19 protein-coding genes, 16 tRNA genes and 1 rRNA gene are annotated in these 18794 nt (G+C 53.5%); 7 read left to right on the top strand and 29 right to left on the bottom strand.

Going from position 1 to position 18794, the window contains the following annotated elements; all coding sequences use genetic code 11:
- Positions 1-86: 86 nt before the first annotated feature.
- The 5 genes from KI379_RS00180 to KI379_RS00160 all read left to right on the top strand — a co-directional run bounded on the left by KI379_RS00180 (position 87) and on the right by KI379_RS00160 (position 4462).
- Positions 87-782: a sigma-70 family RNA polymerase sigma factor gene (locus KI379_RS00180; RefSeq protein ID WP_212982323.1), complete on the top strand. Its 696-nt coding sequence runs from the start codon at positions 87-89 to the stop codon at positions 780-782.
- A 30-nt stretch (positions 783-812) separates the two neighbouring features.
- The gene (gene clpP / locus KI379_RS00175) at positions 813-1406 is read left to right on the top strand and encodes an ATP-dependent Clp endopeptidase proteolytic subunit ClpP (protein WP_256993080.1); all 594 of its coding nucleotides are present in this window, start codon (positions 813-815) and stop codon (positions 1404-1406) included.
- 314 nt (positions 1407-1720) lie between these two features.
- A complete protein-coding gene (locus KI379_RS00170; RefSeq protein WP_089549878.1) occupies positions 1721-2395 on the top strand; it encodes a GntR family transcriptional regulator in 675 nt (224 codons plus the stop codon).
- Positions 2396-2523: 128 nt separating this feature from the next.
- Positions 2524-3624: a mannonate dehydratase gene (gene uxuA, locus KI379_RS00165; RefSeq protein ID WP_212982321.1), complete on the top strand. Its 1101-nt coding sequence runs from the start codon at positions 2524-2526 to the stop codon at positions 3622-3624.
- Complete coding sequence (locus tag KI379_RS00160) at positions 3608-4462, top strand: SDR family oxidoreductase (RefSeq protein WP_089549876.1); 855 nt, start codon at positions 3608-3610, stop codon at positions 4460-4462. The genes uxuA and KI379_RS00160 overlap by 17 nt, the downstream gene beginning before the upstream one ends.
- A gap of 78 nt (positions 4463-4540) precedes the next feature.
- On the opposite strand, the gene KI379_RS00155 is transcribed toward KI379_RS00160, so the two are convergent.
- Positions 4541-5338 carry a TrmH family RNA methyltransferase gene (locus tag KI379_RS00155; RefSeq protein ID WP_212982319.1) on the bottom strand — a complete coding sequence of 266 codons (798 nt, stop codon included), beginning with the start codon at positions 5336-5338 and terminating at the stop codon, positions 4541-4543.
- 80 nt (positions 5339-5418) lie between these two features.
- Positions 5419-6081, bottom strand: a complete 663-nt coding sequence (locus KI379_RS00150; RefSeq protein WP_076175169.1) for a potassium channel family protein — start codon at positions 6079-6081, stop codon at positions 5419-5421.
- A gap of 216 nt (positions 6082-6297) precedes the next feature.
- On the opposite strand from KI379_RS00150, the gene KI379_RS00145 reads away from it, so the two are divergent.
- On the top strand, positions 6298-6531 hold the full coding sequence (locus KI379_RS00145) for a small acid-soluble spore protein SspI (protein WP_076175171.1): 234 nt from the start codon (positions 6298-6300) through the stop codon (positions 6529-6531).
- A gap of 91 nt (positions 6532-6622) precedes the next feature.
- Here KI379_RS00145 and KI379_RS00140 read toward each other — a convergent pair whose 3' ends face one another.
- The 3 genes from KI379_RS00140 to KI379_RS00130 all read right to left on the bottom strand — a co-directional run bounded on the left by KI379_RS00140 (position 6623) and on the right by KI379_RS00130 (position 10838).
- The gene (locus tag KI379_RS00140; protein ID WP_076175173.1) at positions 6623-8206 is read right to left on the bottom strand and encodes a peptide chain release factor 3; all 1584 of its coding nucleotides are present in this window, start codon (positions 8204-8206) and stop codon (positions 6623-6625) included.
- A 148-nt stretch (positions 8207-8354) separates the two neighbouring features.
- The gene (gene zwf, locus KI379_RS00135; protein ID WP_076175175.1) at positions 8355-9905 is read right to left on the bottom strand and encodes a glucose-6-phosphate dehydrogenase; all 1551 of its coding nucleotides are present in this window, start codon (positions 9903-9905) and stop codon (positions 8355-8357) included.
- Positions 9906-10073: 168 nt separating this feature from the next.
- Positions 10074-10838 carry a YwmB family TATA-box binding protein gene (locus KI379_RS00130; protein ID WP_212982317.1) on the bottom strand — a complete coding sequence of 255 codons (765 nt, stop codon included), beginning with the start codon at positions 10836-10838 and terminating at the stop codon, positions 10074-10076.
- A 175-nt stretch (positions 10839-11013) separates the two neighbouring features.
- Between KI379_RS00130 and KI379_RS00125 the strand changes: the two genes are divergently transcribed.
- Entirely contained in the window at positions 11014-11346 is a 333-nt protein-coding gene (locus KI379_RS00125) for a hypothetical protein (protein WP_105442008.1), read from the top strand.
- A 107-nt stretch (positions 11347-11453) separates the two neighbouring features.
- On the opposite strand, the gene KI379_RS00120 is transcribed toward KI379_RS00125, so the two are convergent.
- The 24 genes from KI379_RS00120 to KI379_RS00005 all read right to left on the bottom strand — a co-directional run.
- Entirely contained in the window at positions 11454-12101 is a 648-nt protein-coding gene (locus KI379_RS00120; protein WP_212984569.1) for a response regulator transcription factor, read from the bottom strand.
- Positions 12082-13164: a sensor histidine kinase gene (locus KI379_RS00115; RefSeq protein WP_212982315.1), complete on the bottom strand. Its 1083-nt coding sequence runs from the start codon at positions 13162-13164 to the stop codon at positions 12082-12084. Before KI379_RS00115 ends, KI379_RS00120 begins: the two co-directional genes overlap by 20 nt.
- Before the next feature lie 15 nt (positions 13165-13179).
- The gene (gene liaF / locus KI379_RS00110) at positions 13180-13827 is read right to left on the bottom strand and encodes a cell wall-active antibiotics response protein LiaF (protein ID WP_076175183.1); all 648 of its coding nucleotides are present in this window, start codon (positions 13825-13827) and stop codon (positions 13180-13182) included.
- A 173-nt stretch (positions 13828-14000) separates the two neighbouring features.
- Positions 14001-14708: a PspA/IM30 family protein gene (locus KI379_RS00105; RefSeq protein ID WP_076175185.1), complete on the bottom strand. Its 708-nt coding sequence runs from the start codon at positions 14706-14708 to the stop codon at positions 14001-14003.
- A 3-nt stretch (positions 14709-14711) separates the two neighbouring features.
- Positions 14712-15200 carry a PspC domain-containing protein gene (locus KI379_RS00100; RefSeq protein ID WP_089549872.1) on the bottom strand — a complete coding sequence of 163 codons (489 nt, stop codon included), beginning with the start codon at positions 15198-15200 and terminating at the stop codon, positions 14712-14714.
- A gap of 4 nt (positions 15201-15204) precedes the next feature.
- Positions 15205-15879 (bottom strand): PspA/IM30 family protein, encoded by a 675-nt coding sequence (locus tag KI379_RS00095; protein ID WP_076175189.1) that lies wholly within the window; start codon positions 15877-15879, stop codon positions 15205-15207.
- A 78-nt stretch (positions 15880-15957) separates the two neighbouring features.
- Positions 15958-16263 (bottom strand): LiaF transmembrane domain-containing protein, encoded by a 306-nt coding sequence (locus tag KI379_RS00090; protein WP_076175192.1) that lies wholly within the window; start codon positions 16261-16263, stop codon positions 15958-15960.
- 735 nt (positions 16264-16998) lie between these two features.
- Positions 16999-17078 (bottom strand) — tRNA-Leu (locus KI379_RS00085).
- A gap of 17 nt (positions 17079-17095) precedes the next feature.
- Positions 17096-17172: transfer RNA gene (locus KI379_RS00080), tRNA-Arg, on the bottom strand.
- A 12-nt stretch (positions 17173-17184) separates the two neighbouring features.
- A tRNA-Cys gene (locus KI379_RS00075) sits at positions 17185-17258 on the bottom strand.
- Positions 17259-17267: 9 nt separating this feature from the next.
- Positions 17268-17342 (bottom strand) — tRNA-Gly (locus tag KI379_RS00070).
- Positions 17343-17348: 6 nt separating this feature from the next.
- Positions 17349-17423, bottom strand: a tRNA-Gln gene (locus tag KI379_RS00065).
- A gap of 22 nt (positions 17424-17445) precedes the next feature.
- Positions 17446-17521 (bottom strand) — tRNA-His (locus KI379_RS00060).
- Positions 17522-17552: 31 nt separating this feature from the next.
- Positions 17553-17626 (bottom strand) — tRNA-Trp (locus KI379_RS00055).
- Positions 17627-17636: 10 nt separating this feature from the next.
- Positions 17637-17722: transfer RNA gene (locus KI379_RS00050), tRNA-Tyr, on the bottom strand.
- Between the two features lie 3 nt (positions 17723-17725).
- Positions 17726-17801 (bottom strand) — tRNA-Thr (locus KI379_RS00045).
- A gap of 23 nt (positions 17802-17824) precedes the next feature.
- Positions 17825-17900: transfer RNA gene (locus KI379_RS00040), tRNA-Phe, on the bottom strand.
- 57 nt (positions 17901-17957) lie between these two features.
- Positions 17958-18034, bottom strand: a tRNA-Asp gene (locus KI379_RS00035).
- Positions 18035-18071: 37 nt separating this feature from the next.
- Positions 18072-18145, bottom strand: a tRNA-Met gene (locus tag KI379_RS00030).
- A 35-nt stretch (positions 18146-18180) separates the two neighbouring features.
- A tRNA-Val gene (locus KI379_RS00025) sits at positions 18181-18256 on the bottom strand.
- A 93-nt stretch (positions 18257-18349) separates the two neighbouring features.
- Positions 18350-18424, bottom strand: a tRNA-Glu gene (locus KI379_RS00020).
- A 9-nt stretch (positions 18425-18433) separates the two neighbouring features.
- Positions 18434-18525: transfer RNA gene (locus tag KI379_RS00015), tRNA-Ser, on the bottom strand.
- A 4-nt stretch (positions 18526-18529) separates the two neighbouring features.
- A tRNA-Asn gene (locus KI379_RS00010) sits at positions 18530-18605 on the bottom strand.
- Between the two features lie 68 nt (positions 18606-18673).
- Positions 18674-18794, bottom strand: a 23S ribosomal RNA gene (locus KI379_RS00005); the annotation flags it as partial.

Below are 18794 nucleotides of genomic sequence, written 5' to 3'. Positions count from 1 at the left end.
TATTTTTTGAAAAATGAGCATCCCGTATCCTTTTCCCCCTGTTCAAACGTTATTTCTATAGAGGCCTCTACAGGAGTGTGATTAACATGTTAATCCGTCAATTCCATGACACCGGATATCATCGCGAGGATATTTCGGAGCTGTACCCAAGTTTGAAAAAATTCTGCCTGAGCGTCACCCGCAACCGCTGGGATGCCGAAGATCTAGCACATGACACCATCGATAAAACGCTGCGCTTCTGCCTGAAAGACCCGTCTTCTCCGCGGCAGCCCAGTCTGCCGCTTATGATGACCATTGCACGCAACCATTGGATCGATCTCGTCCGTAAAAGGTCGCGTGAGTCGGCCGAACCGATGGTTGAGCTGCAATCAACCGATCACCCGATCGATACGCTTCTGTCCGGGCTCGACACCTTAATGGAGAAGCTGACGCCAAAGCAGCTGCTGGTGTTCGTGCTGAAGGACGTGTTTGAGAGCCGGGTGTCGGATATCGCCAGCATGCTGGAACTGAATGAAACGACAGTCAAATCACTGCTGCACAGGGCGCGCCGCAACCTCAGCGGAGACACCGGCGAAACCATTTCACCGGACCCGCACTGGAAGGACGTCGAGCAGGAGGAGTTTCGCCATATCCTGCTGACCGCCATCCGGCAGGAGAAGCCTGAGCTGCTCCAGCCGCTGATGGAAGCTCTGCAGCCGGCAACGGACCGGGCCCCCGTGGTCGGTTTCGGCCGGACACGGATGTCCTCCGGAACGGGTATGTCCCTGCGCTGTGCGGCGTAGATCCTTGTGCCTTCCCATATAAAGGAGGCCATGAACATGAACACAATTCCTTACGTTGTGGAACAAAGCCGACTTGGCGAGCGTTCCTATGATATTTATTCGCGCCTTTTGAAGGACCGGATTATTTTTCTCGGTTCCGAAGTGAACGACGTGGTGGCCAACAGCATCATCGCACAGCTGCTGTTCCTGGCCGCCGACGATCCGGAGAAGGATATATCCCTGTATATCAACAGCCCAGGGGGCTCTACCTCGGCAGGCTATGCCATTTTGGACACGATGGACTACATCAAGCCGAAGGTCACCACGATCTGCATGGGCCTTGCCGCATCCATGGGTGCGGTGCTCTTCCTTGCCGGGGAAAAGGGCATGCGTTATGCCCTCCCCAACAGCGAGTTCATGCTGCATCAGCCGCTCGGCGGAGCCCAAGGCCCCGCTGCCGATATCGATATCACGGCGCGCCGGATATTGAAGCTGCGAAGCAAGATCAACGATTTTATCGCGGAGAGAACCGGACAGCCGCTCGAACGCATTGAGAAGGATACCAATCGCGACTTCTTCCTCACCGCCCAGGAAGCGCTGGAATACGGCATCGTGGACCGGATCATTACGCAGCCGGTAAAATAACCGAACGCTGTAACTCCGGAAAACTGCGGCTAGCCGAACTACCACCATGTACACAGAAGATTCATGCCCGCACGATCGTTGCAGCGCTCTGCCAGATTAAAAAGCCGACGGACTTGTCCGCCGGCTTTTTTCTGTCCTATACCCGCCTCTCAAACCTGTACCATGACGGGTTTTCAGAGCTTGTAGAACCTGCCGAATCCTATGGGCCTGCATTATATTGTTACATTCAAATATCCAGGCCGGTCAGCTGCAAATTTTCATTTCGTCTGCCATACTTGTATGGTAGTATGGAAGTGTCAGGAGGTATCCATGAAATGGATGAAATTATGCTCCAATCCGGTTCAGCCGGAAATCTCGTGTACCAACAGCTCAAGCAGCAAATTGTCAGCCTGGAGCTTCCCCCGGGTACGGCCCTGTCCGAGAAAGAAACGTCCCTGACCTTCCACGTCAGCCGGACGCCGGTTCGGGAGAGCTTCGTACGCCTGGCCCAGGAAGGCCTGCTGCTGGTGCTGCCTCAAAGGGGAACCCGTGTCTCGCTGATCGATCCGGACATGGTGGAGGAAGCCCGGTTCATGCGCGAGCAGCTGGAGAAGGCCGTCATCCGTCTCGCCTGCGAGTCCTTTCCCGCAGACAAGCTGCAGGAGATGGAGAACAATCTCGTGATGCAGCAGGAGAGCATGAAGCAGCTTGACGGCAAGCGAATGTTTGAGCTCGACGAGGCTTTTCACCGAATCCTGTTTGAGGGCGTCCGGAAAATGGGCACATGGAACGTCATTCAGCAGATGAACGCGCATCTGAACCGCACCCGCGTGTTATGGCTGTCGTTGGATCCGCACTGGGGGAACCTGTTTGAGCAGCACCGGGAAATGATCCAAGCCATCCGCAGCCGGAATGCGGACCTCGCCGAACGGATCATGAAGGAGCATCTAACCCTCAGCATTTCGAACCTCCCGGTCCTGAAACAGCGCTACCCGGAATATTTCAAGTAAGTCATGCTGGCCTGTGTAGCAAGGCCGCCGGAGCATGCCAATGCCATATCGGTACCGGCAATGGTGCCGATGAAATGGCAGCAGCTTCTTTCTGCAAAACAACATAATGAACAAGGCGGTGTATGGGATTGCGTATGGTATTCCGTTGGTTCGGCGAAGGCAATGATACGGTTTCGCTGGATCATATCAAACAAATTCCCGGTGTCGAAGGGATCGTGTGGGCGCTTCATGACGTCCCGGCCGGAGACGAATGGCCGATGGAGAAGATCATCGCTGTTCGGGATCAAGCTGCAGCACATCACCTTCATATTGACGTGGTGGAAAGCGTTAACGTCCATGAGGATATTAAGCTGGGCCTGCCGACCCGGGACAAGTATATCGACAATTACGTCAAAACGATCGAAAAGCTGGCGCAGGCCGGCGTGAAAGTGATTTGTTACAACTTTATGCCGGTGTTCGACTGGGCCCGGACGGAACTCTACAAGCGGCTGGAGGACGGCTCCACGGCACTCTTTTTTGAAAAATCCAAAATCCACGGCATTGACCCGTTCGACCTTGTGCAGACGATCAACCAGAACAGCTCCCTGACGATGCCCGGCTGGGAACCCGAACGTCTTGCGCATCTGACCTCCCTGTTTGAGGCCTATCGGAGTGTGACGTCAGAGGATCTATGGGACCATCTCGCCTATTTCCTGGAGGCGGTCATTCCAACCGCGGAGCGCTGCGGCATTACGATGGCCATCCACCCGGACGATCCGCCATGGCCGATTTTCGGGCTGCCGCGTATTATTACCGGCCAGGACAGCCTGCGGCGTCTGCTCTCCCTTGTGGACAGCCCGTCCAATGGCATTACGCTGTGCAGCGGCTCCCTGGGGGCCAATCCGGACAACGACATCATCGCTATGATCCATGAGTTTGCGGACCGGATTCCTTTTGCCCATATCCGCAATGTGCGCGTGTATGAGAACGGCGACTTTATCGAGACTTCGCACCGGACGCAGGACGGCACCGTCGATATCGCGGGCATCGTCAAGGCATATCATGACACCGGATTTACTGGTTACGCCCGCCCGGACCACGGCAGACATTTATGGGGCGAGCAGTGTCGGCCGGGATACGGCCTGTATGACCGCGCCATGGGTATTATGTATCTCTGGGGGCTGTGGGACGCCTACCAGAAGCTTCAACCTACCGCAGAAAAGAGGGATACGCATGAAAGCATTGCCTAACCACCCTGCCCTGCACGGAAAAACAGCTGTTGTTACCGGCGGATCCGGGGTTCTCTGCAGCGCGATGGCGCTGGAGCTCGGACGCCAAGGGGTGAAGGTCGCGATTTTGAACCGGACGGCGGAAAAGGGCGAAGCCGTTGCCCGGCAAATCCGCGAGGCGGGCGGTCAGGCGCTTGCCGTAGCCTGCGACGTGATGGAGCCCGGCAGCGTGCAGGCGGCGGAGCGCCAGGTCCGTGAGGCCTTCGGCCCGTGCGACATCCTGATTAACGGAGCGGGTGGAAATCATCCCAGTGCTAACACGACGGAAGAGATCTATAAGCCGGAGCACCTTGGACAGCCAGGGATCACGACGTTTTTTGATCTCAGCATCCAGGGATTCCAGAACGTGCTTGGCCTCAATATGATCGGCACCCTCATTCCGACCCAAGTCTTTGCGGGGCAGATGATCGGCCGTCCCGGCGCGGTTGTGCTGAACATATCCTCCATGAGCGCACCCAGTCCTATGACCAAAGTGCCGGCGTACAGCGCAGCCAAAGCCGCGATTAACAACTTTACTCAATGGCTGGCGGTTCACCTTGCCGAATCGGGCATCCGGGTCAACGCTATTGCCCCCGGCTTTTTCCTGACGGAACAGAACCGGAAACTGCTGACGAACGAGGACGGGTCCCTGACCGAACGTTCCCATAAAATCATCAGCCACACGCCGATGCGCCGGTTCGGCGTTCCGGAAGACCTGCTGGGCACCCTGCTCTGGCTGGTGGACGACACCACCTCGGGCTTTGTCACCGGCACGGTGGTGCCCGTTGACGGCGGATTTATGGCCTATTCGGGCGTGTAACGAAACGCAAAAAAGGCAGCTCCGCATCGCATACCGATCGGAATTGCCTTTTATTTTTATTTTCACGAGCAGGCAGGTTCAAGCAAAATGCCGCTGCCGCATCGCCTCGAACAGCATCAGCGTCGAAGCCATCGCCACGTTCAGCGACTCGGCCTGCCCCCGCATCGGAATGATGAGCGCGTCATCCACCAGCTGCTGCGCCTGCTCCGACACCCCTTTGGCTTCGTTGCCGACGAGCAGCCAGCAGGAGCCCTGCCGGAAATCGTAGCTGTAGCACGTGTCCTGCGCCTGCAGGCTGGTGCTGATCACCCGCGCGCCGCTCCGCTTCGCCTCCGGCAGGATCTCCATCAAGTCACCCTCCACCACGGGTAAATGGAACAGCGACCCCATGGTCGAGCGGATCGTCTTCGGGTTGTACAGGTCGGCCGACCCGCGCCCCAGAATGACCCCGTCCGCCCCAGCCGCATCGGCACTGCGGATGATTGTCCCGACATTGCCGGGGTCCTGCACGCCGTCCAGGACGATGACCAGGCTGCCCTCCCGGCTCATCAGGGCGTCAAGCCCTGCTGCGGTCTTGGCCTTCCGTGCAACGGCAAAAACCGGCTGCGGCGTCTTGGTATCCGTACACTTCGCGATTACCGCAGGCGATACGCCGATCCACTCCGCAGATTCCCCGCCGGCCAGGTGGGCAAGCTCGGACGGAATCCCTTGCTCCAGGTCAAACGCGACGCATTCCAGGTCTGCCCCGGCCGTCAGCGCCTCCTGCACGAGATGAATGCCCTCGATGATATATTTATGCTGCTTGTCCCGGTGCTTCTTCTCGAGCAGCTGTGCCCATTCCTTGACCCGGGGATTTTGCGGTGAAATGATGTCCATCCTTAACCGTCCTTCTCATGATTCATCTGTCAAACTGCTCCTCTGCCCCAGCACGAGGTCCTCCCGCGCTGAGGATCGGATCATTTCGGATAAGCCAGCTCCAGCTTGGTCAAATCGCTTTTCTCGCCGACGATAACGAGAACGTCGTCTTCGCTCAGCGGGGCATCGGCATACGGAGAAATATCCATCTTTGTACCGTGCTTGATCGCCATGACGTTGCAGCCGAAGCGGGCGCGAATGTCGAGCTCCCTCAAGTTTTTGCCGACCATGTCCTGCGAAGCCTTTAATTCCAAAATGCTGTAGTCTTCGGAAATCTCGATGTAATCCAAAATATTCGGCGAAGTGAGATGGTGGGCGACGCGCATGCCCATATCCCGCTCCGGAAAAATCACTTTATCGGCGCCGATCTTTTGCAAAACCTTGCCGTGCAGTTCATTTTGCGCCTTGACGATAATCGTTCCGACCCCAAGATCCTTCAGGATGAGCGTAGTCAAAATACTGGATTGGATGTCTTCGCCGATGGCGACAACCACCACGTCAAAATTGCGGATGCCCAGGGCACGAAGCGCCTCTTCATCCGTTGAATCCGCTGATACGGCATGCGTAACCATATTGGATACCGCCTGGGTGCGCTGTTCATCCGAATCGATGGCAAGCACGTCAAACCCCATCTCGCTCAGAGTGTTCGCAACACTGGAGCCAAAGCGCCCCATACCGATGACGGCGTACTGCTTTTTCGCCATATGTTAACCTCCACGACTATAAGAAGTCTATCCTGATTATTATATCACAGCGGGTGAAAAACTTGAATTTTGCCACTCGCCTCGGGGCACATTACTAAAGAATATCATTACAATTCAGACTGAGCCCTGGGAAGCGGCATGTCGTCCGCACGAAATATGGAAGCGGGCGGCTCTGATGTGAAGGGTTCAAACTTTTAGCCTGGAGGGAAAACGATCATGTCAATTCTTCTCGACCTGCGCCAAGCTATTGTCCATAAGGTCCATGATTCCAATGAAGCCGAGCTTCGTGAAATGATTGAAGGATCTGTCGACGGTCCGGAGCAGGCGCTACCCGGCTTGGGAGCGATCTTTGAGATGATGTGGAAAAATATCGACACGAAGCAGCAGAACGAGCTCGTCCATGTGGCTCATGAGCACCTCAAGACGATTAAGCCCGGTCCATTGACTTAACAAAGACGCCGGTGCTTTTACCGCAACGACAAATACCCCTCCGCTGGTAAACAGCTGAGGGGTATTTCCTTTTACAGAAGCTTCAGCAGACTTAAGGAGCCGTCTCCAAAAACTTCGCGGTCGGATTTTTTTCCATCGCCGTCCGCATCGCATATTCGTTTTCGAACAGCACGACATAGTTGCCCTTCTTGTCCTTCACCAGCGTCGAGTTGATGCGGAATTTGCTCGGATCGATCTGGTCGTCCACGATCCAGCGGGCGAACTGGTACGGCATCCGCTGCAGCTGCACATCCACGCCGTACTCGCCTTTCATCCGGTATTCGAATACTTCGAACTGCAGCTGGCCGACAACGCCGAGAATCGTATCGTCGAAGCTGACCGTATGGAACACCTGAATGGTCCCTTCCTCCGTCAGCTGGTCGATGCCCTTCTGGTACTGCTTGTGCTTCAGGGCGTTCTTGACCGTTACCTTGGAGAAAATCTCCGGCGAGAACGTCGGCAGCTCGTCAAAGACGATTTCGCTGCCTTGGCTCAGCGAGTCCCCGATCCGGAAAATGCCCGGATCAAACAGCCCGACGATATCGCCAGGATACGCCTCATCGACGATGTCGCGGTCCTGTGCCAGGAACTGCTGCGGCTGCGACAGCTTGATGTCCTTGCCGACCCGCACATGCTTGACGGTCATGCCGCGCTGGAACTTGCCGGACACGATCCGCATGAAAGCGATGCGGTCCCGGTGCGCCGGGTTCATGTTCGCCTGGATTTTGAAAATGTATCCCGAGAACTTCTCGTTCGTCGGCTCGATCAAACCAGCCGTGCTGCGGCGCGGCTCCGGCGGCGGGGCCAGCTGCAGGAAGTTCTCCAGGAACGTCTGCACCCCGAAGTTGTTGATCGCACTGCCGAAGAACAGCGGCGTCAGTTCGCCCTTTTGTACCTTTTCCAGGTCAAATTGGTCCCCCGCTACATCCAGCAGCTCCAGATCCTGGCACAGCTGATCATGCAGGTAATCCCCCGCCATCTCACGGATAACCGGGTCGTTATAGTCCTCCACCTTCTGTACCTGAATGGTCGAGTGGTCGTTCCCCTGGAACAGCTCGACCTGATTCTTCATGCGGTCGTAGACACCGCACAGCTCGCGTCCGGTCCCGATCGGCCAGTTCATCGGCACGGAGCGGATGCCAAGCACCTGCTCCAGCTCCTCCATCAGGTCGAACGGACTCCGGCCTTCACGGTCGAGCTTGTTAATAAACGTAAAAATCGGAATGCCCCGCTTCGCGCAAACCTGGAACAGCTTGATCGTCTGGGCCTCGACCCCTTTGGCCACGTCGATCAGCATGACGGCGCTGTCGGCAGCGGTCAGCGTACGGTACGTATCTTCACTGAAGTCCTGGTGACCCGGGGTGTCCAGAATGTTGACCCGATGTCCGTTATAGTCGAACTGCATCACCGACGAAGTAACCGAAATCCCCCGCTGCTTCTCGATTTCCATCCAGTCACTGGTCGCGTGCTTGCTCGCTTTGCGCGCTTTGACCGTACCAGCCAGCCGGATCGCGCCGCCGAACAGGAGCAGCTTCTCCGTTAATGTTGTTTTACCTGCGTCCGGGTGGGAGATAATCGCGAACGTCCGGCGCTTCTCCACTTCCTGCTGCAGCGTATCATCTATCGCTTTGCTCATTTCACTATTCCCTTCATCACTAAAGTCATGTCTATTATTGTATCACATTCTCTACGCAAATCACCCCCATGCAGAGGCTGCATGAGGATGATTTCATTTCAGGCTATGTCCTTTAGTGAAACATAAGGCAAGCACCGGCACAACGGTTTTATTTGCCAATCTGCCACACGACGTTGTCCTCTTCCTGGCCGTTCACCGGCCACCAGTGGAAGCCGTCCGCTTTCAGCAGTTCGTCCGTTTCCTTTGGTCCCCAGGACCCGGCAGGATAATAAGAGATATCACCCTGATTTTGCGCCCAGGCTTCGGCGATTTTATCGACGAAGGACCAGGCCGACGCCACTTCATCCCAGCGGGTGAAATACGTCGATTCGCCGCGGGCTGCATCATGCAGCAGACGCTCATACGCTTCAGGCGAGTTGATGCCGACCATGCAGCTCTGGCAGAAGTCCATCGCGAGCGGCTCGATTTCGTTTTCGGAGCCCGGCTTCTTCGCATTGATCTTTACGTAGATGCCTTCCATCGGGTTCACCCGGATAACCAGCAGGTTCGGTTCGAGCTTGTATTTTTTACCCAAATACACGTTGTTCGGCATGCTCTTGAATTCCACGACGATTTCCGTCGTTTTGACCGGGAGGCGTTTGCCTGTCCGGATATAGAACGGTACGCCCGCCCAGCGGAAATTATCCACGAACAGCCGTGCCGCAAAATACGTTTCCGTATTGGAATTCGGGTCGACCTTGTCCTCCTCACGATAGGCTGGCAGGTCCTTACCACGGGCAGAGCCTTTGATGTACTGGCCGCGGATGACGTTCTTCTTCACTTCTTCCGCTGTCTCGTAAGGCCGGAGCGAACGGAGCACCTTCACCTTCTCGTCACGGATGTCCTCCGGCAGCAGGCGGCTCGGCGGCTCCATCGCGATCATCGTCAGCATCTGCAGCATATGGTTTTGTCCCATATCCCGGAGTGCGCCGGCATGGTCGTAGTACCCTCCGCGCTCTTCAACACCGACGGTTTCGCTCAGCGTAATCTGCACGTTGGCAATATGCTTGTTGTTCCACAGCGGCTCGAAAAACGCGTTGGCGAACCGGATGACTTCGATATTCTGCACCATTTCCTTGCCCAGGTAGTGGTCGATCCGGTAAATCTCTTCTTCCTTAAAGACCTGGCGAATCTGTTCGTTCAGCTCTTCAGCCGATTTCAGATCGTAGCCGAACGGCTTCTCGATGACGAGACGGTTCCAGCCTTCGGCATCCAGCATGCCGCCCTTTTGCAGGTTAAACGATACGCTGCCGAACAGCTCCGGCGCCAGGGCCAGGTAAAACAGGCGGTTGCCCGGTATGCCGAACTGCTTCTCCAGCTTCACCGTCTGTTCGTTTAATTCACGGAATCCGTCGACATTGTTAATATCGAGGGACTTATATTCAAAATGCTGCGCAAACGTCTTCCAATTGTCGTTGTCCTCCGCCTTGTAACGGCAAAATTCCTGAATCGACTGGAAGATGTCCTCACGGAACTCCTCCTGGGTACGCGGACGCCGCGCGACGCCGATGACCGCAAAATCCTCGGCTAATTTACCTTCACGGTACAAACTATAAATGGCAGGAAACAGTTTGCGTTTGGCCAAATCCCCGGTTGCCCCGAAAATAAAAAATACAGCACCAGGTGTTTTGAGTGCTTCAAGATTTTGATTTTCAGTCATGGCTCCTCATTCTTTCTATGTCGTATTTTGGTCTCTTCAAAATCCCGATTTTACACCATAATTTGGTGGCATAAAATGATTGATGTCATTTTAGCACATTCATCAGCATGATGCTATCCGTTTAACTTCGTGGTAAATCAAAAATTTCTTTCTGCGTGCCAGGCAGGTCTAATACTCAATCGTAATGACCGGAAGCCCGATCGTCACCCGGCTGCTGCCGGTCGATTGATCCTCATGAACCGCCACCTGCATGTTCAGAACCTTCCCTCCGCTTTGGATGCCGGACCGCAATGAAGGCACCTCGTAAGCGTTGCTGACCGTAGTCGCATCCTCGTAGGATTCTGCTTTTGTCGCCGCCATATTTCTGAAAATGCCATCCTCTACCGCTTTCATGGTCGAACCGGCAGTATGCTCCCCTTTAACCGTTCCCTGCAAAGAAGCATTCCATTCAGCATCGATGCCGTTTTCGTGCAATGCCTGTCCGTATTCCGTTTGGAGTTCGGTCAAGGCGCTCAGCTGCTCATTACCAGCCGCCTCCAGTTGAATAATAATATAACTGCGATCCTCAGAAATCTCCTGCCAGTTAAACCGCACGTTAACGCCATTTTTCGTATCCACGACCCGGTACGTCAAGTGACCGCCTTCCGTCAGCTGCTGTACTCCCGGCAGATTCAGCGATTGGGACAGCCCCTCAGCCGCCTCGTACGCATCCTGATCTCCGTTGGCTTCCCAGTCTCCCTGCCACTTCACAACCAGACGCTGCGGCACGTCTACCACTTCATTTCCCAGCTTCAAGAGGGTGCGCAATTCTTCCGGATCCTGATGGGACGGCGCCGACGTCTGATTCGCGCTGTACCACAAATACCCCATCCATACCAAAGCCGCTATGCATACCGCCAAACCTAAACCTGCCCATCTCCGGACTGCCATCATCCCTCATACATCCCTTCACCAGGAAATCTATCAATCTACTAAAAGGATGTCCGTTTCCGGGGCGTTTATACCTAAAGCCGAACGATAGGCGAAATTGGGTGAATGACCATAGCCGCGTCCATAGGCCATGAATACACTGGTTAATAAAAATGATAAGGGAGGTTCGCACACTTCCATGATCCCTATTTACCCATTAACAGAAGAAAATATTCGGCAGCACTGCGGCAAAATGGTCGCTGCCTGTATGTATGACGGCAGAGTATATACCGGAAAGCTGACCGAGTGCAAAGACGGCCATATTATTCTGAACGGGCCGGAAGGCACCCAACTGCACGGCGCCAAAGTAAAGGGCGGCCATAAAAAACGCGCTAAGGGGCCTGTAGCCAAAGCTCCGGAAAAAGCCACCGTCCGCGCCTTCTATCCTTATTATCCGTATGGCTATGGATTCGGCTTTGGAGCTGGCCTGGCGCTGAGTCTGGCCACCCTCGGGCTGCTGTTTTTGATTTAGCGGTCTTCAAAACTTACACATTATGATCCAAAAAAGCCCCTGGAAGCTATCCGCTCCTCAGGGGCTTTTCATCTGCTATGGACTAATTTGCTTTGGATTCAACCCAACTATTCCGCCAGACCGTTCTTGTAAGCGTAGATCGCCGCCTGCGTGCGGTCGTCTACGCCCAGTTTCGCCAGGATGTTCGTCACATGGAACTTGACCGTTTTGATTCCAATGATGAGGTCATCGGCGATTTCCTGGTTGGACTTGCCCTGCGCCAATAGGCGGAGCACATCCATTTCGCGGTCGGTCAGCTCCTTGTGCGCCGGGGCCTCCACCTCCGGATGGCGGAACCGGTTCATCATCTTGGAGGCGACCTGCGATTCCAAGACCGATTGGCCGCGAGCCGCGGCGCGGATGGCGTCGGCGATTTCGCTTGCGCGCGACGTCTTCAGCAGGTAGCTGAATGCGCCAGCTTCGATAACCGGGTACATTTTCTCGTCGTCCAAATAGCTTGTCAGCACGATCACCTTGCAGTCCGGGTACAGCTTCAGCAGCTGCCGCGTCGCCTCGATTCCGTCCATGCCCTCCATCACCAGGTCCATCAGGACGACGTCGGGTTTGTATTCACGGGCAAGGCGGATGCCTTCCTCCCCGCTGCCTGCCTCGCCGACGACTTCGATGCCGTCCTCGGTCCCCAACACGGCTGCCAGACCGATCCGCACCATCTCGTGGTCATCGACGAGCAGCACTTTAATCAAGGGTGTTTCCATTTCCAAGATCCTCACTCCCTGCTTTGTCTTCAGATACAATCGGCACGGTAATTTCGATTCGCGTACCCTTGCCGGGCGCCGTAATAATTTGGATCGATCCGCCGATTTCGTTGACGCGTTCCTGCATATTGGAAAGGCCGTAAGAGGCCTGTTTTGTCTCGTTTAGTTCAAAGCCCTGGCCGTCGTCACGGAGCATGACCCAGACCATGTCTTTCTTTTGGTGAATCCGGATCTCCATCTTATCCGCTTTGGCATGCCGGAGCGTGTTAGACATCGCCTCCTGGATGATGCGGAACAGGTGATTTTCGATTCCTTTTACCAGGTGGATGCCTTTGTCCATTTCAAACACGATTTCCATCGGAACCTTCACTTTGAGCTCTTTGATCAGCTCACCGAGGCCTTGCTCCAGCGGCTTGCCCTCCAGATAGACCGGCCGGAGATGCAGCAGCAGCGCTCTCATTTCCGATTGGGCCACGGCGGCCATTTCTTCGATGAGCGCCACCTGGCGCTGGGCCTTGTCAAAATCCTTCTCAAGCGTCCTCCCCACTGCCGTCGCCGTCATCGATATCGCAAACAGCTGCTGGGATACCGCATCATGCAGCTCCCGCGCCAGCCGCTGGCGCTCCTCTACGATCGCCGATATCCGCGCCTGCTCGGCCAGCTGGGCATTGTTCGTGGATAAGCGCTGAAGGGAGTTGACCTGCTCCTCCCACTTTTTGCTGATGCGCCCAAGCTGCTCGCCAAGGCGCCCGACCTCGTCGCTGCCAAGCTCCGGTACGGAGCGGGCGACGTTCCCTTTTTCCCAGGAGAGCAGCGTTTCCCGCAGCCGTTCCAGCTTCAATTTTACCCGATAGCTCTGATAGAACCCGAAGATAGCTCCCAGACCGATCGGAACCAGGATCAGCGTAGCACCGGCCTGCAGCGTTTTTTGCCAAGAATCAAACGGGGCCAAATAACCATATGTATAAAGTACGTAAAAAATGATCAGGAGCATAACAAAAGAAAGAAGGGCCCCCTCGCCCATGCTCCGGGAGACCATATTAGCCGGTTTTCTGGTTTTCATCAGGGAACCCTCCTCCTATGACAGATCAATATCAACATCTCCTACCAGGTAGGAAATATGGAATTTAACTTTGTATTCGCTGGTCTCATAATTAGGTGATTTCCAGTTCAAACGGTTCATCAAGCCGTTATCCCGGTGCCCTCTGAAATCGATCGCGCCGAACAGGACGAACACTTCAAGCTCCACCCCGTAATACTCCGGAATTTTAATGTCCGTATCCCCCATGATGCCTTGAAACATCATCACCGTACGGTGTTCCTCGGGGATCGCAAGCGACAAATCTAGATCGGCTTCGTTGATGACATGCCAGACGCTCTGGCTTCTCATAGCCCAAGGGACCTGATCCCAATTGTAATGACCCGAAAATCCCTGCTTCTGCAGGTACCCATCCCGGTTCTGTACCTTCCTTGCCTTTACAAAAAACCATCCCAGGGAGATCAGCGCAATCCCCAGCACGATCAGCAAATGATCAATCAGCAGCAGGATGGCTCCGACCGCAACGAGACGGTAGCCTCTCTTCACTTTTCCGCCGCGAATCGTATAAATTCCCATAAGAATGAATAAGAGGGCGACGATGGTAAAAAAGCCGACCCACCTGCCGAAGAGCATGAGGAGGCCGATCCCGATGAGAATCAGCGCAATGAAGCGATTTCTTTTTTCCATGCCGCACCTCCTTATGATGTCTTGGTTTATCGGAAAAGTAAGACCGGAAAAGCCATAGGGTTGTGACGGGCACACTCCTTATGGCTTCACCGGGATCCAGGAAGATGTGAATGAGGTCTCGCGCCCTTATTCCATTCTTCCTAGCATATCATATTGTCCGCAGAATTGAATACTTATTCTTTATTCGATTTGGAAGGAGCGGCAGCCGGCGGGTTCAGCTTGCTTTTCAGCGCGCTGAGCTGTTCTTCCACCTTCAGCTGCTTCTCCGCATCGACCGGGCTGGTGAAAGCGGATGTTGTTTCCGGACGGTAAGGGGCACGCATCACATCGGCTTCAGCTTCCATTTGCATGATCTTTTCTTCCATGCGGTGGAATCCAAGGGACGCGCTGCCGCTTTCGATCGTATGCAGGCTGCTGATTTGAGACATTTGCTTTTTGGCTTTCGCCATTTGCGCACGGGCTACGAGCTCATTGCGCTTGTTGCGCATTTTGTAGAACTCGTCTTTCATGTCATGGAGCTGCTGTACCAGTTCTTTAGCTTGTGCCTCGGATTGAGCGTGCAGTTCTTGGTACTCGGACAGTTTTTGGTCAAAATAAATCTTTTCCTCGAGCAGCTTGCGCGCTACTTCTTCCTGGCCGTTACGAAGTGCCAGTTCAGCTTGTGCCTCACGTTGGCCGGCCATCTTCACGGCTTCTTCCACGCGCTGCTTCATGCGGCGTTCATTGGCCATTTGCTTCGCTACTGTAACTTCCGCGTCATGGATTTCTGCCTCCATATCGCGCAGATACTGGTTCAGCATAATTACCGGATCTTCAACTTTATCCAATACCTCGTTCACCGATGCTTTCGTCATATCCTTAATTCTTTTAAATACTCCCATGTTTTACACTTCTCCCTTCTCGTACTTAGATAATTTTTTTTTCAATTCCTCAAGCTCTTTCTTCATGGCTTTCTTCTCGATATCTTCCATCATGGCGTCCAGGTCGGATGCGGACGAGCTGTATCCGCCCGGTCTGCCTCCGCCGTAAGGCGAACCGTTGTATTTGGCTCTAGGGTCAAAAGATTGGGCACCATAAGCGCCGTTGCCTTGCTGACCGTTGCCGTAGTAGCTGCCGGACCCCATACTATTGCCGTAGTATCCGCCCCCAGCTGCCCCCGGTCCCGGTCCATATGGATTAAAAGGTGTCGTAGGTTCTTTAGGGATGACCAAAGCCGCGATAAAGTAGATGAACAGCGTGGTCCCGCCGGTAAATGGGATACTGATCAAAAACAGGATCCGCAGCAGCGTGGAATCGATGCCAAAGGTATCGGACAGACCGCCGCACAAACCGGTGACCATTTTATCGCGGGTCGATCGGTATAGCTTGCTCATGACGTTACTCCTTTCCGCTGTTGTTCAGCTTTTCCTTCAGGCGGGCCAGCTCCCTTTCCAGCACGCTGGATACCGTTCCGCTGGCTTGCTCGAACAGTTCCTGACCGCCGCGGCGCAGGTCGCGCAGACTGCGTGCTTCAAATTCCCAATCGGAAATGCGGTCTTCCAGACGGTTGAACATCTTGGGAACATCCTGTCCGCCAAAACCTTCCATGCGCTGATTCATCCGCTGCTGAAGTCTGAGGGTTTCCATCCGTGCCGCGTAGTATTGACGTTTGCTGTACACGGTTTGGTACTCCAATTTCAGGTCGTTCAGTTGATTTTCCAGCTCGGTGAGCGACTGGCGGGTTGTATCCAGCAGTCCTCCGTATTGCTCGAGCTTTTCTTCATAGATTATTTTTTCCTGCAGTGCGAGCTTGGCTAGATGATCCTCGCCGGCCTTCAGAGCCAGCAGCGCCTGCTCCTCACGCTTTTCCTTCATGTTGGATGCCTGATCCACTTGCTGCTTCAGCTGTCTCACGTGAGCGGAGTACTGCTGAACGAGCTTCTCGGCTTCCATAATATCGTCACGCGTTGATGCCAAAAACTGATCGATCAACCGTACCGGGTCCTGACTTTGTTCCAAACGTTCATTTAATGTCGCTACGGTGATATCCCGTACCCTGCGAAATACGCTCATCTGTTTTTGCTCCCTCCTTATAAGCTGTGATCGCCTATTCGTTTGATTGTATTTATTAAAGGTAATTCTTTGTTACCGTTACATCCACTTCGACGACTTCTTACCTTTCAGCAGCATAATCCCGAACACTACCAGGGCAATTCCCAGCAGCGGTCCGATGATCCAGGACAGCTTCGCCAGAAGTCCCATGACACCGAATGCGAGGATAATCGTACCGATGACCACCTTACCTCTGCGAATTCCATAATAGCCGAGCACGATCATCAGGATCGGGAAGATCAATCCGATCAGCCTGCCGAATAATGGAGCGAATACTCCCAGGAGCATCAGTGCCCCGATTGCGATCAATACGATCGCCCAACCAGAAGTTTTATTTGTTCTCATGCATTGTCACCGCCTTTCGTTTGTATCAACCTTATGACTCTATTTTAGGTTCAATCCGGGTTTTCCAAAACGGACCCAAGACGGTTTTTAATCCTAGACCTAAGTCGGGGGAAGGCTCGGACCTTAGACGAAGCAAGCTTTTCTGCATGTAACGCGGCAGCCACATCCTCCACTGGCAGCTCCAATTGCCCGTTTATAGGGCATGATCAACACGCTATGGAACTTCAATGAGCAGTTTACTTATACAATGCTTGGGATAGGGAGTCGTTGGAGGCTCTGAGCAAGGGATTTAGCACTTAGCTAAAGAAACATTGAGCCTGTTTAGCCCAGGTAAAGCCGGCTGGAATGGTTTATCAACTTTAAACAAGGATGGGGAAAACGTTCAAAGGGAGTAATGGTATAACGAACGGATTGATCAGAGGATCTTTTTCAAGGCTGCTGTACACCCTCTTACTCCCATCTTACGAGGACACGTCATATAAAGAGAACATCTATGCGGATATGACCTACATAAAACAAACATGATACGAATTAAATACCATACAGTCATAAATTAACGCAATACGAATTATAATGGCCGTCTTTCAGCGGGATATCATCAGGTGGCTGATTGGAAGGAGAAGTGCAAGTGTACAGCAGGATGAGGGATTAACGAACGACGAACGATGGCTCGGTGTACAATGTTAGTCTATACAAGAAAAAGCCTTGGATATTTTCCAAGGCTTTTCTCTATGATGCCGGTGAAGGGACTCGAACCCCCACGGTTTCCCTCACGATTTTGAGTCGCGCGCGTCTGCCAATTCCGCCACACCGGCATATTCAGTTAAAAAAATGGCGCGCCCTAAGAGATTCGAACTCCTGACCTTTTGATTCGTAGTCAAACGCTCTATCCAGCTGAGCTAAGGGCGCATATGAAGTTAATGGAGGCGCCACCCAGATTCGAACTGGGGATAAAGCTTTTGCAGAGCTGTGCCTTACCACTTGGCTATGGCGCCGAAATCAAATGGAGCGGACGACGGGAATCGAACCCGCGACCCTCGCCTTGGCAAGGCGATGCTCTACCGCTGAGCCACGTCCGCTTAAACTGGCTGGGGATATAGGATTCGAACCTATGCATGACGGAGTCAAAGTCCGTTGCCTTACCGCTTGGCTAATCCCCAACAAGATTGTCATTATAAGTTATGGGGCGATCGATGGGACTTGAACCCACGAATGCCGGAGCCACAATCCGGTGCGTTAACCCCTTCGCCACGACCGCCATAATAAAAGATATGAAGCTGTATTTCGAATGGCAGGGGCAGCAGGAATTGAACCCACACTAACGGTTTTGGAGACCGCTGTTCTACCTTTAAACTATGCCCCTATAATAAAACTGGTGGAGGCTGATGGATTCGAACCACCGAACTCGTACGAGAACAGATTTACAGTCTGCTGCGTTTGGCCACTTCGCTAAGCCTCCATATGGTGCCGGCGAGAGGACTTGAACCCCCAACCTACTGATTACAAGTCAGTTGCTCTACCAATTGAGCTACACCGGCTTTTATGCTTATTATTAAATTCATGGTGGCTCGGGACGGAATCGAACCGCCGACACGAGGATTTTCAGTCCTCTGCTCTACCGACTGAGCTACCGAGCCTAATTTTGTTTCTATCAAGAGTATTATTGCAACAAACTAAACTCTCAAGAAAATAAATGGCGGAACCGACGGGATTCGAACCCGCGATCTCCTGCGTGACAGGCAGGCATGTTAGGCCTCTACACCACGGTTCCACGGCCAATTATGTATCTCCATAAATAAGGAGATAAATTGCGGGGGCAGGATTTGAACCTGCGACCTTCGGGTTATGAGCCCGACGAGCTACCGGACTGCTCCACCCCGCGTCATTAAAAAATATTTATTTTCTTTAAAGTATACATGGTGGAGGCTGAGGGGATCGAACCCCCGACCCTCTGCTTGTAAGGCAGATGCTCTCCCAGCTGAGCTAAGCCTCCATAAGAAACACTTTTAATATCTTAGCAGATAAACCACTAAAAAGGCAAGCATTTTTTCTTTTGGATTCTCATTCCTGAAGCTAATAATTAAAGTGGTGACCCGTATGGGATTCGAACCCATGTTACCTCCGTGAAAGGGAGGTGTCTTAACCCCTTGACCAACGGGCCAAACTATAATGGCGGAGAGAGAGGGATTCGAACCCTCGAGACGCTTTTGGCGCCTACACGATTTCCAATCGTGCTCCTTCGGCCAACTCGGACACCTCTCCATAATGGCTCCCCGAACAGGACTCGAACCTGTGACAACTCGATTAACAGTCGAGTGCTCTACCAACTGAGCTATCAGGGAACAATATTTAATTCAAGTGTTTGATCACTTGAAAACTAGATACGAAACGAATCTACATTTTATATTTTTTGGATAAGCCCTCGACCGATTAGTATTGGTCAGCTCCATGCATTGCTGCACTTCCACCTCCAACCTATCTACCTCGTCGTCTACAAGGGGTCTTACATACTGGGAAATCTCATCTTGAGG

It is taken from the genome of Paenibacillus cineris (assembly GCF_018333335.1).
Lineage (GTDB): Bacteria > Bacillota > Bacilli > Paenibacillales > Paenibacillaceae > Paenibacillus_AQ > Paenibacillus_AQ favisporus.
The sequence above is the reverse complement of the archived record's forward strand: the minus strand, read 5'-3'. Positions and strand labels throughout refer to the sequence as shown.

Excerpts from the sequence above, each read along its gene's own strand:
- KI379_RS00160 (WP_089549876.1), top strand. The coding sequence starts at position 3,608 with ATGAAAGCATTGCCTAACCACCCTGCCCTGCACGGAAAAACAGCTGTT.
- KI379_RS00170 (WP_089549878.1), top strand. The coding sequence starts at position 1,721 with ATGGATGAAATTATGCTCCAATCCGGTTCAGCCGGAAATCTCGTGTAC.
- KI379_RS00125 (WP_105442008.1), top strand. The coding sequence starts at position 11,014 with ATGATCCCTATTTACCCATTAACAGAAGAAAATATTCGGCAGCACTGC.
- KI379_RS00090 (WP_076175192.1), bottom strand. The coding sequence starts at position 16,263 with ATGAGAACAAATAAAACTTCTGGTTGGGCGATCGTATTGATCGCAATC.
- KI379_RS00155 (WP_212982319.1), bottom strand. The coding sequence starts at position 5,338 with ATGGACATCATTTCACCGCAAAATCCCCGGGTCAAGGAATGGGCACAG.
- KI379_RS00115 (WP_212982315.1), bottom strand. The coding sequence starts at position 13,164 with ATGAAAACCAGAAAACCGGCTAATATGGTCTCCCGGAGCATGGGCGAG.
- KI379_RS00100 (WP_089549872.1), bottom strand. The coding sequence starts at position 15,200 with ATGAGCAAGCTATACCGATCGACCCGCGATAAAATGGTCACCGGTTTG.
- KI379_RS00145 (WP_076175171.1), top strand. The coding sequence starts at position 6,298 with ATGTCAATTCTTCTCGACCTGCGCCAAGCTATTGTCCATAAGGTCCAT.
- KI379_RS00180 (WP_212982323.1), top strand. The coding sequence starts at position 87 with ATGTTAATCCGTCAATTCCATGACACCGGATATCATCGCGAGGATATT.
- KI379_RS00150 (WP_076175169.1), bottom strand. The coding sequence starts at position 6,081 with ATGGCGAAAAAGCAGTACGCCGTCATCGGTATGGGGCGCTTTGGCTCC.
- clpP (WP_256993080.1), top strand. The coding sequence starts at position 813 with ATGAACATGAACACAATTCCTTACGTTGTGGAACAAAGCCGACTTGGC.
- KI379_RS00130 (WP_212982317.1), bottom strand. The coding sequence starts at position 10,838 with ATGATGGCAGTCCGGAGATGGGCAGGTTTAGGTTTGGCGGTATGCATA.
- zwf (WP_076175175.1), bottom strand. The coding sequence starts at position 9,905 with ATGACTGAAAATCAAAATCTTGAAGCACTCAAAACACCTGGTGCTGTA.
- liaF (WP_076175183.1), bottom strand. The coding sequence starts at position 13,827 with ATGGAAAAAAGAAATCGCTTCATTGCGCTGATTCTCATCGGGATCGGC.
- KI379_RS00095 (WP_076175189.1), bottom strand. The coding sequence starts at position 15,879 with ATGAGCGTATTTCGCAGGGTACGGGATATCACCGTAGCGACATTAAAT.
- KI379_RS00120 (WP_212984569.1), bottom strand. The coding sequence starts at position 12,101 with ATGGAAACACCCTTGATTAAAGTGCTGCTCGTCGATGACCACGAGATG.
- KI379_RS00105 (WP_076175185.1), bottom strand. The coding sequence starts at position 14,708 with ATGGGAGTATTTAAAAGAATTAAGGATATGACGAAAGCATCGGTGAAC.
- KI379_RS00140 (WP_076175173.1), bottom strand. The coding sequence starts at position 8,206 with ATGAGCAAAGCGATAGATGATACGCTGCAGCAGGAAGTGGAGAAGCGC.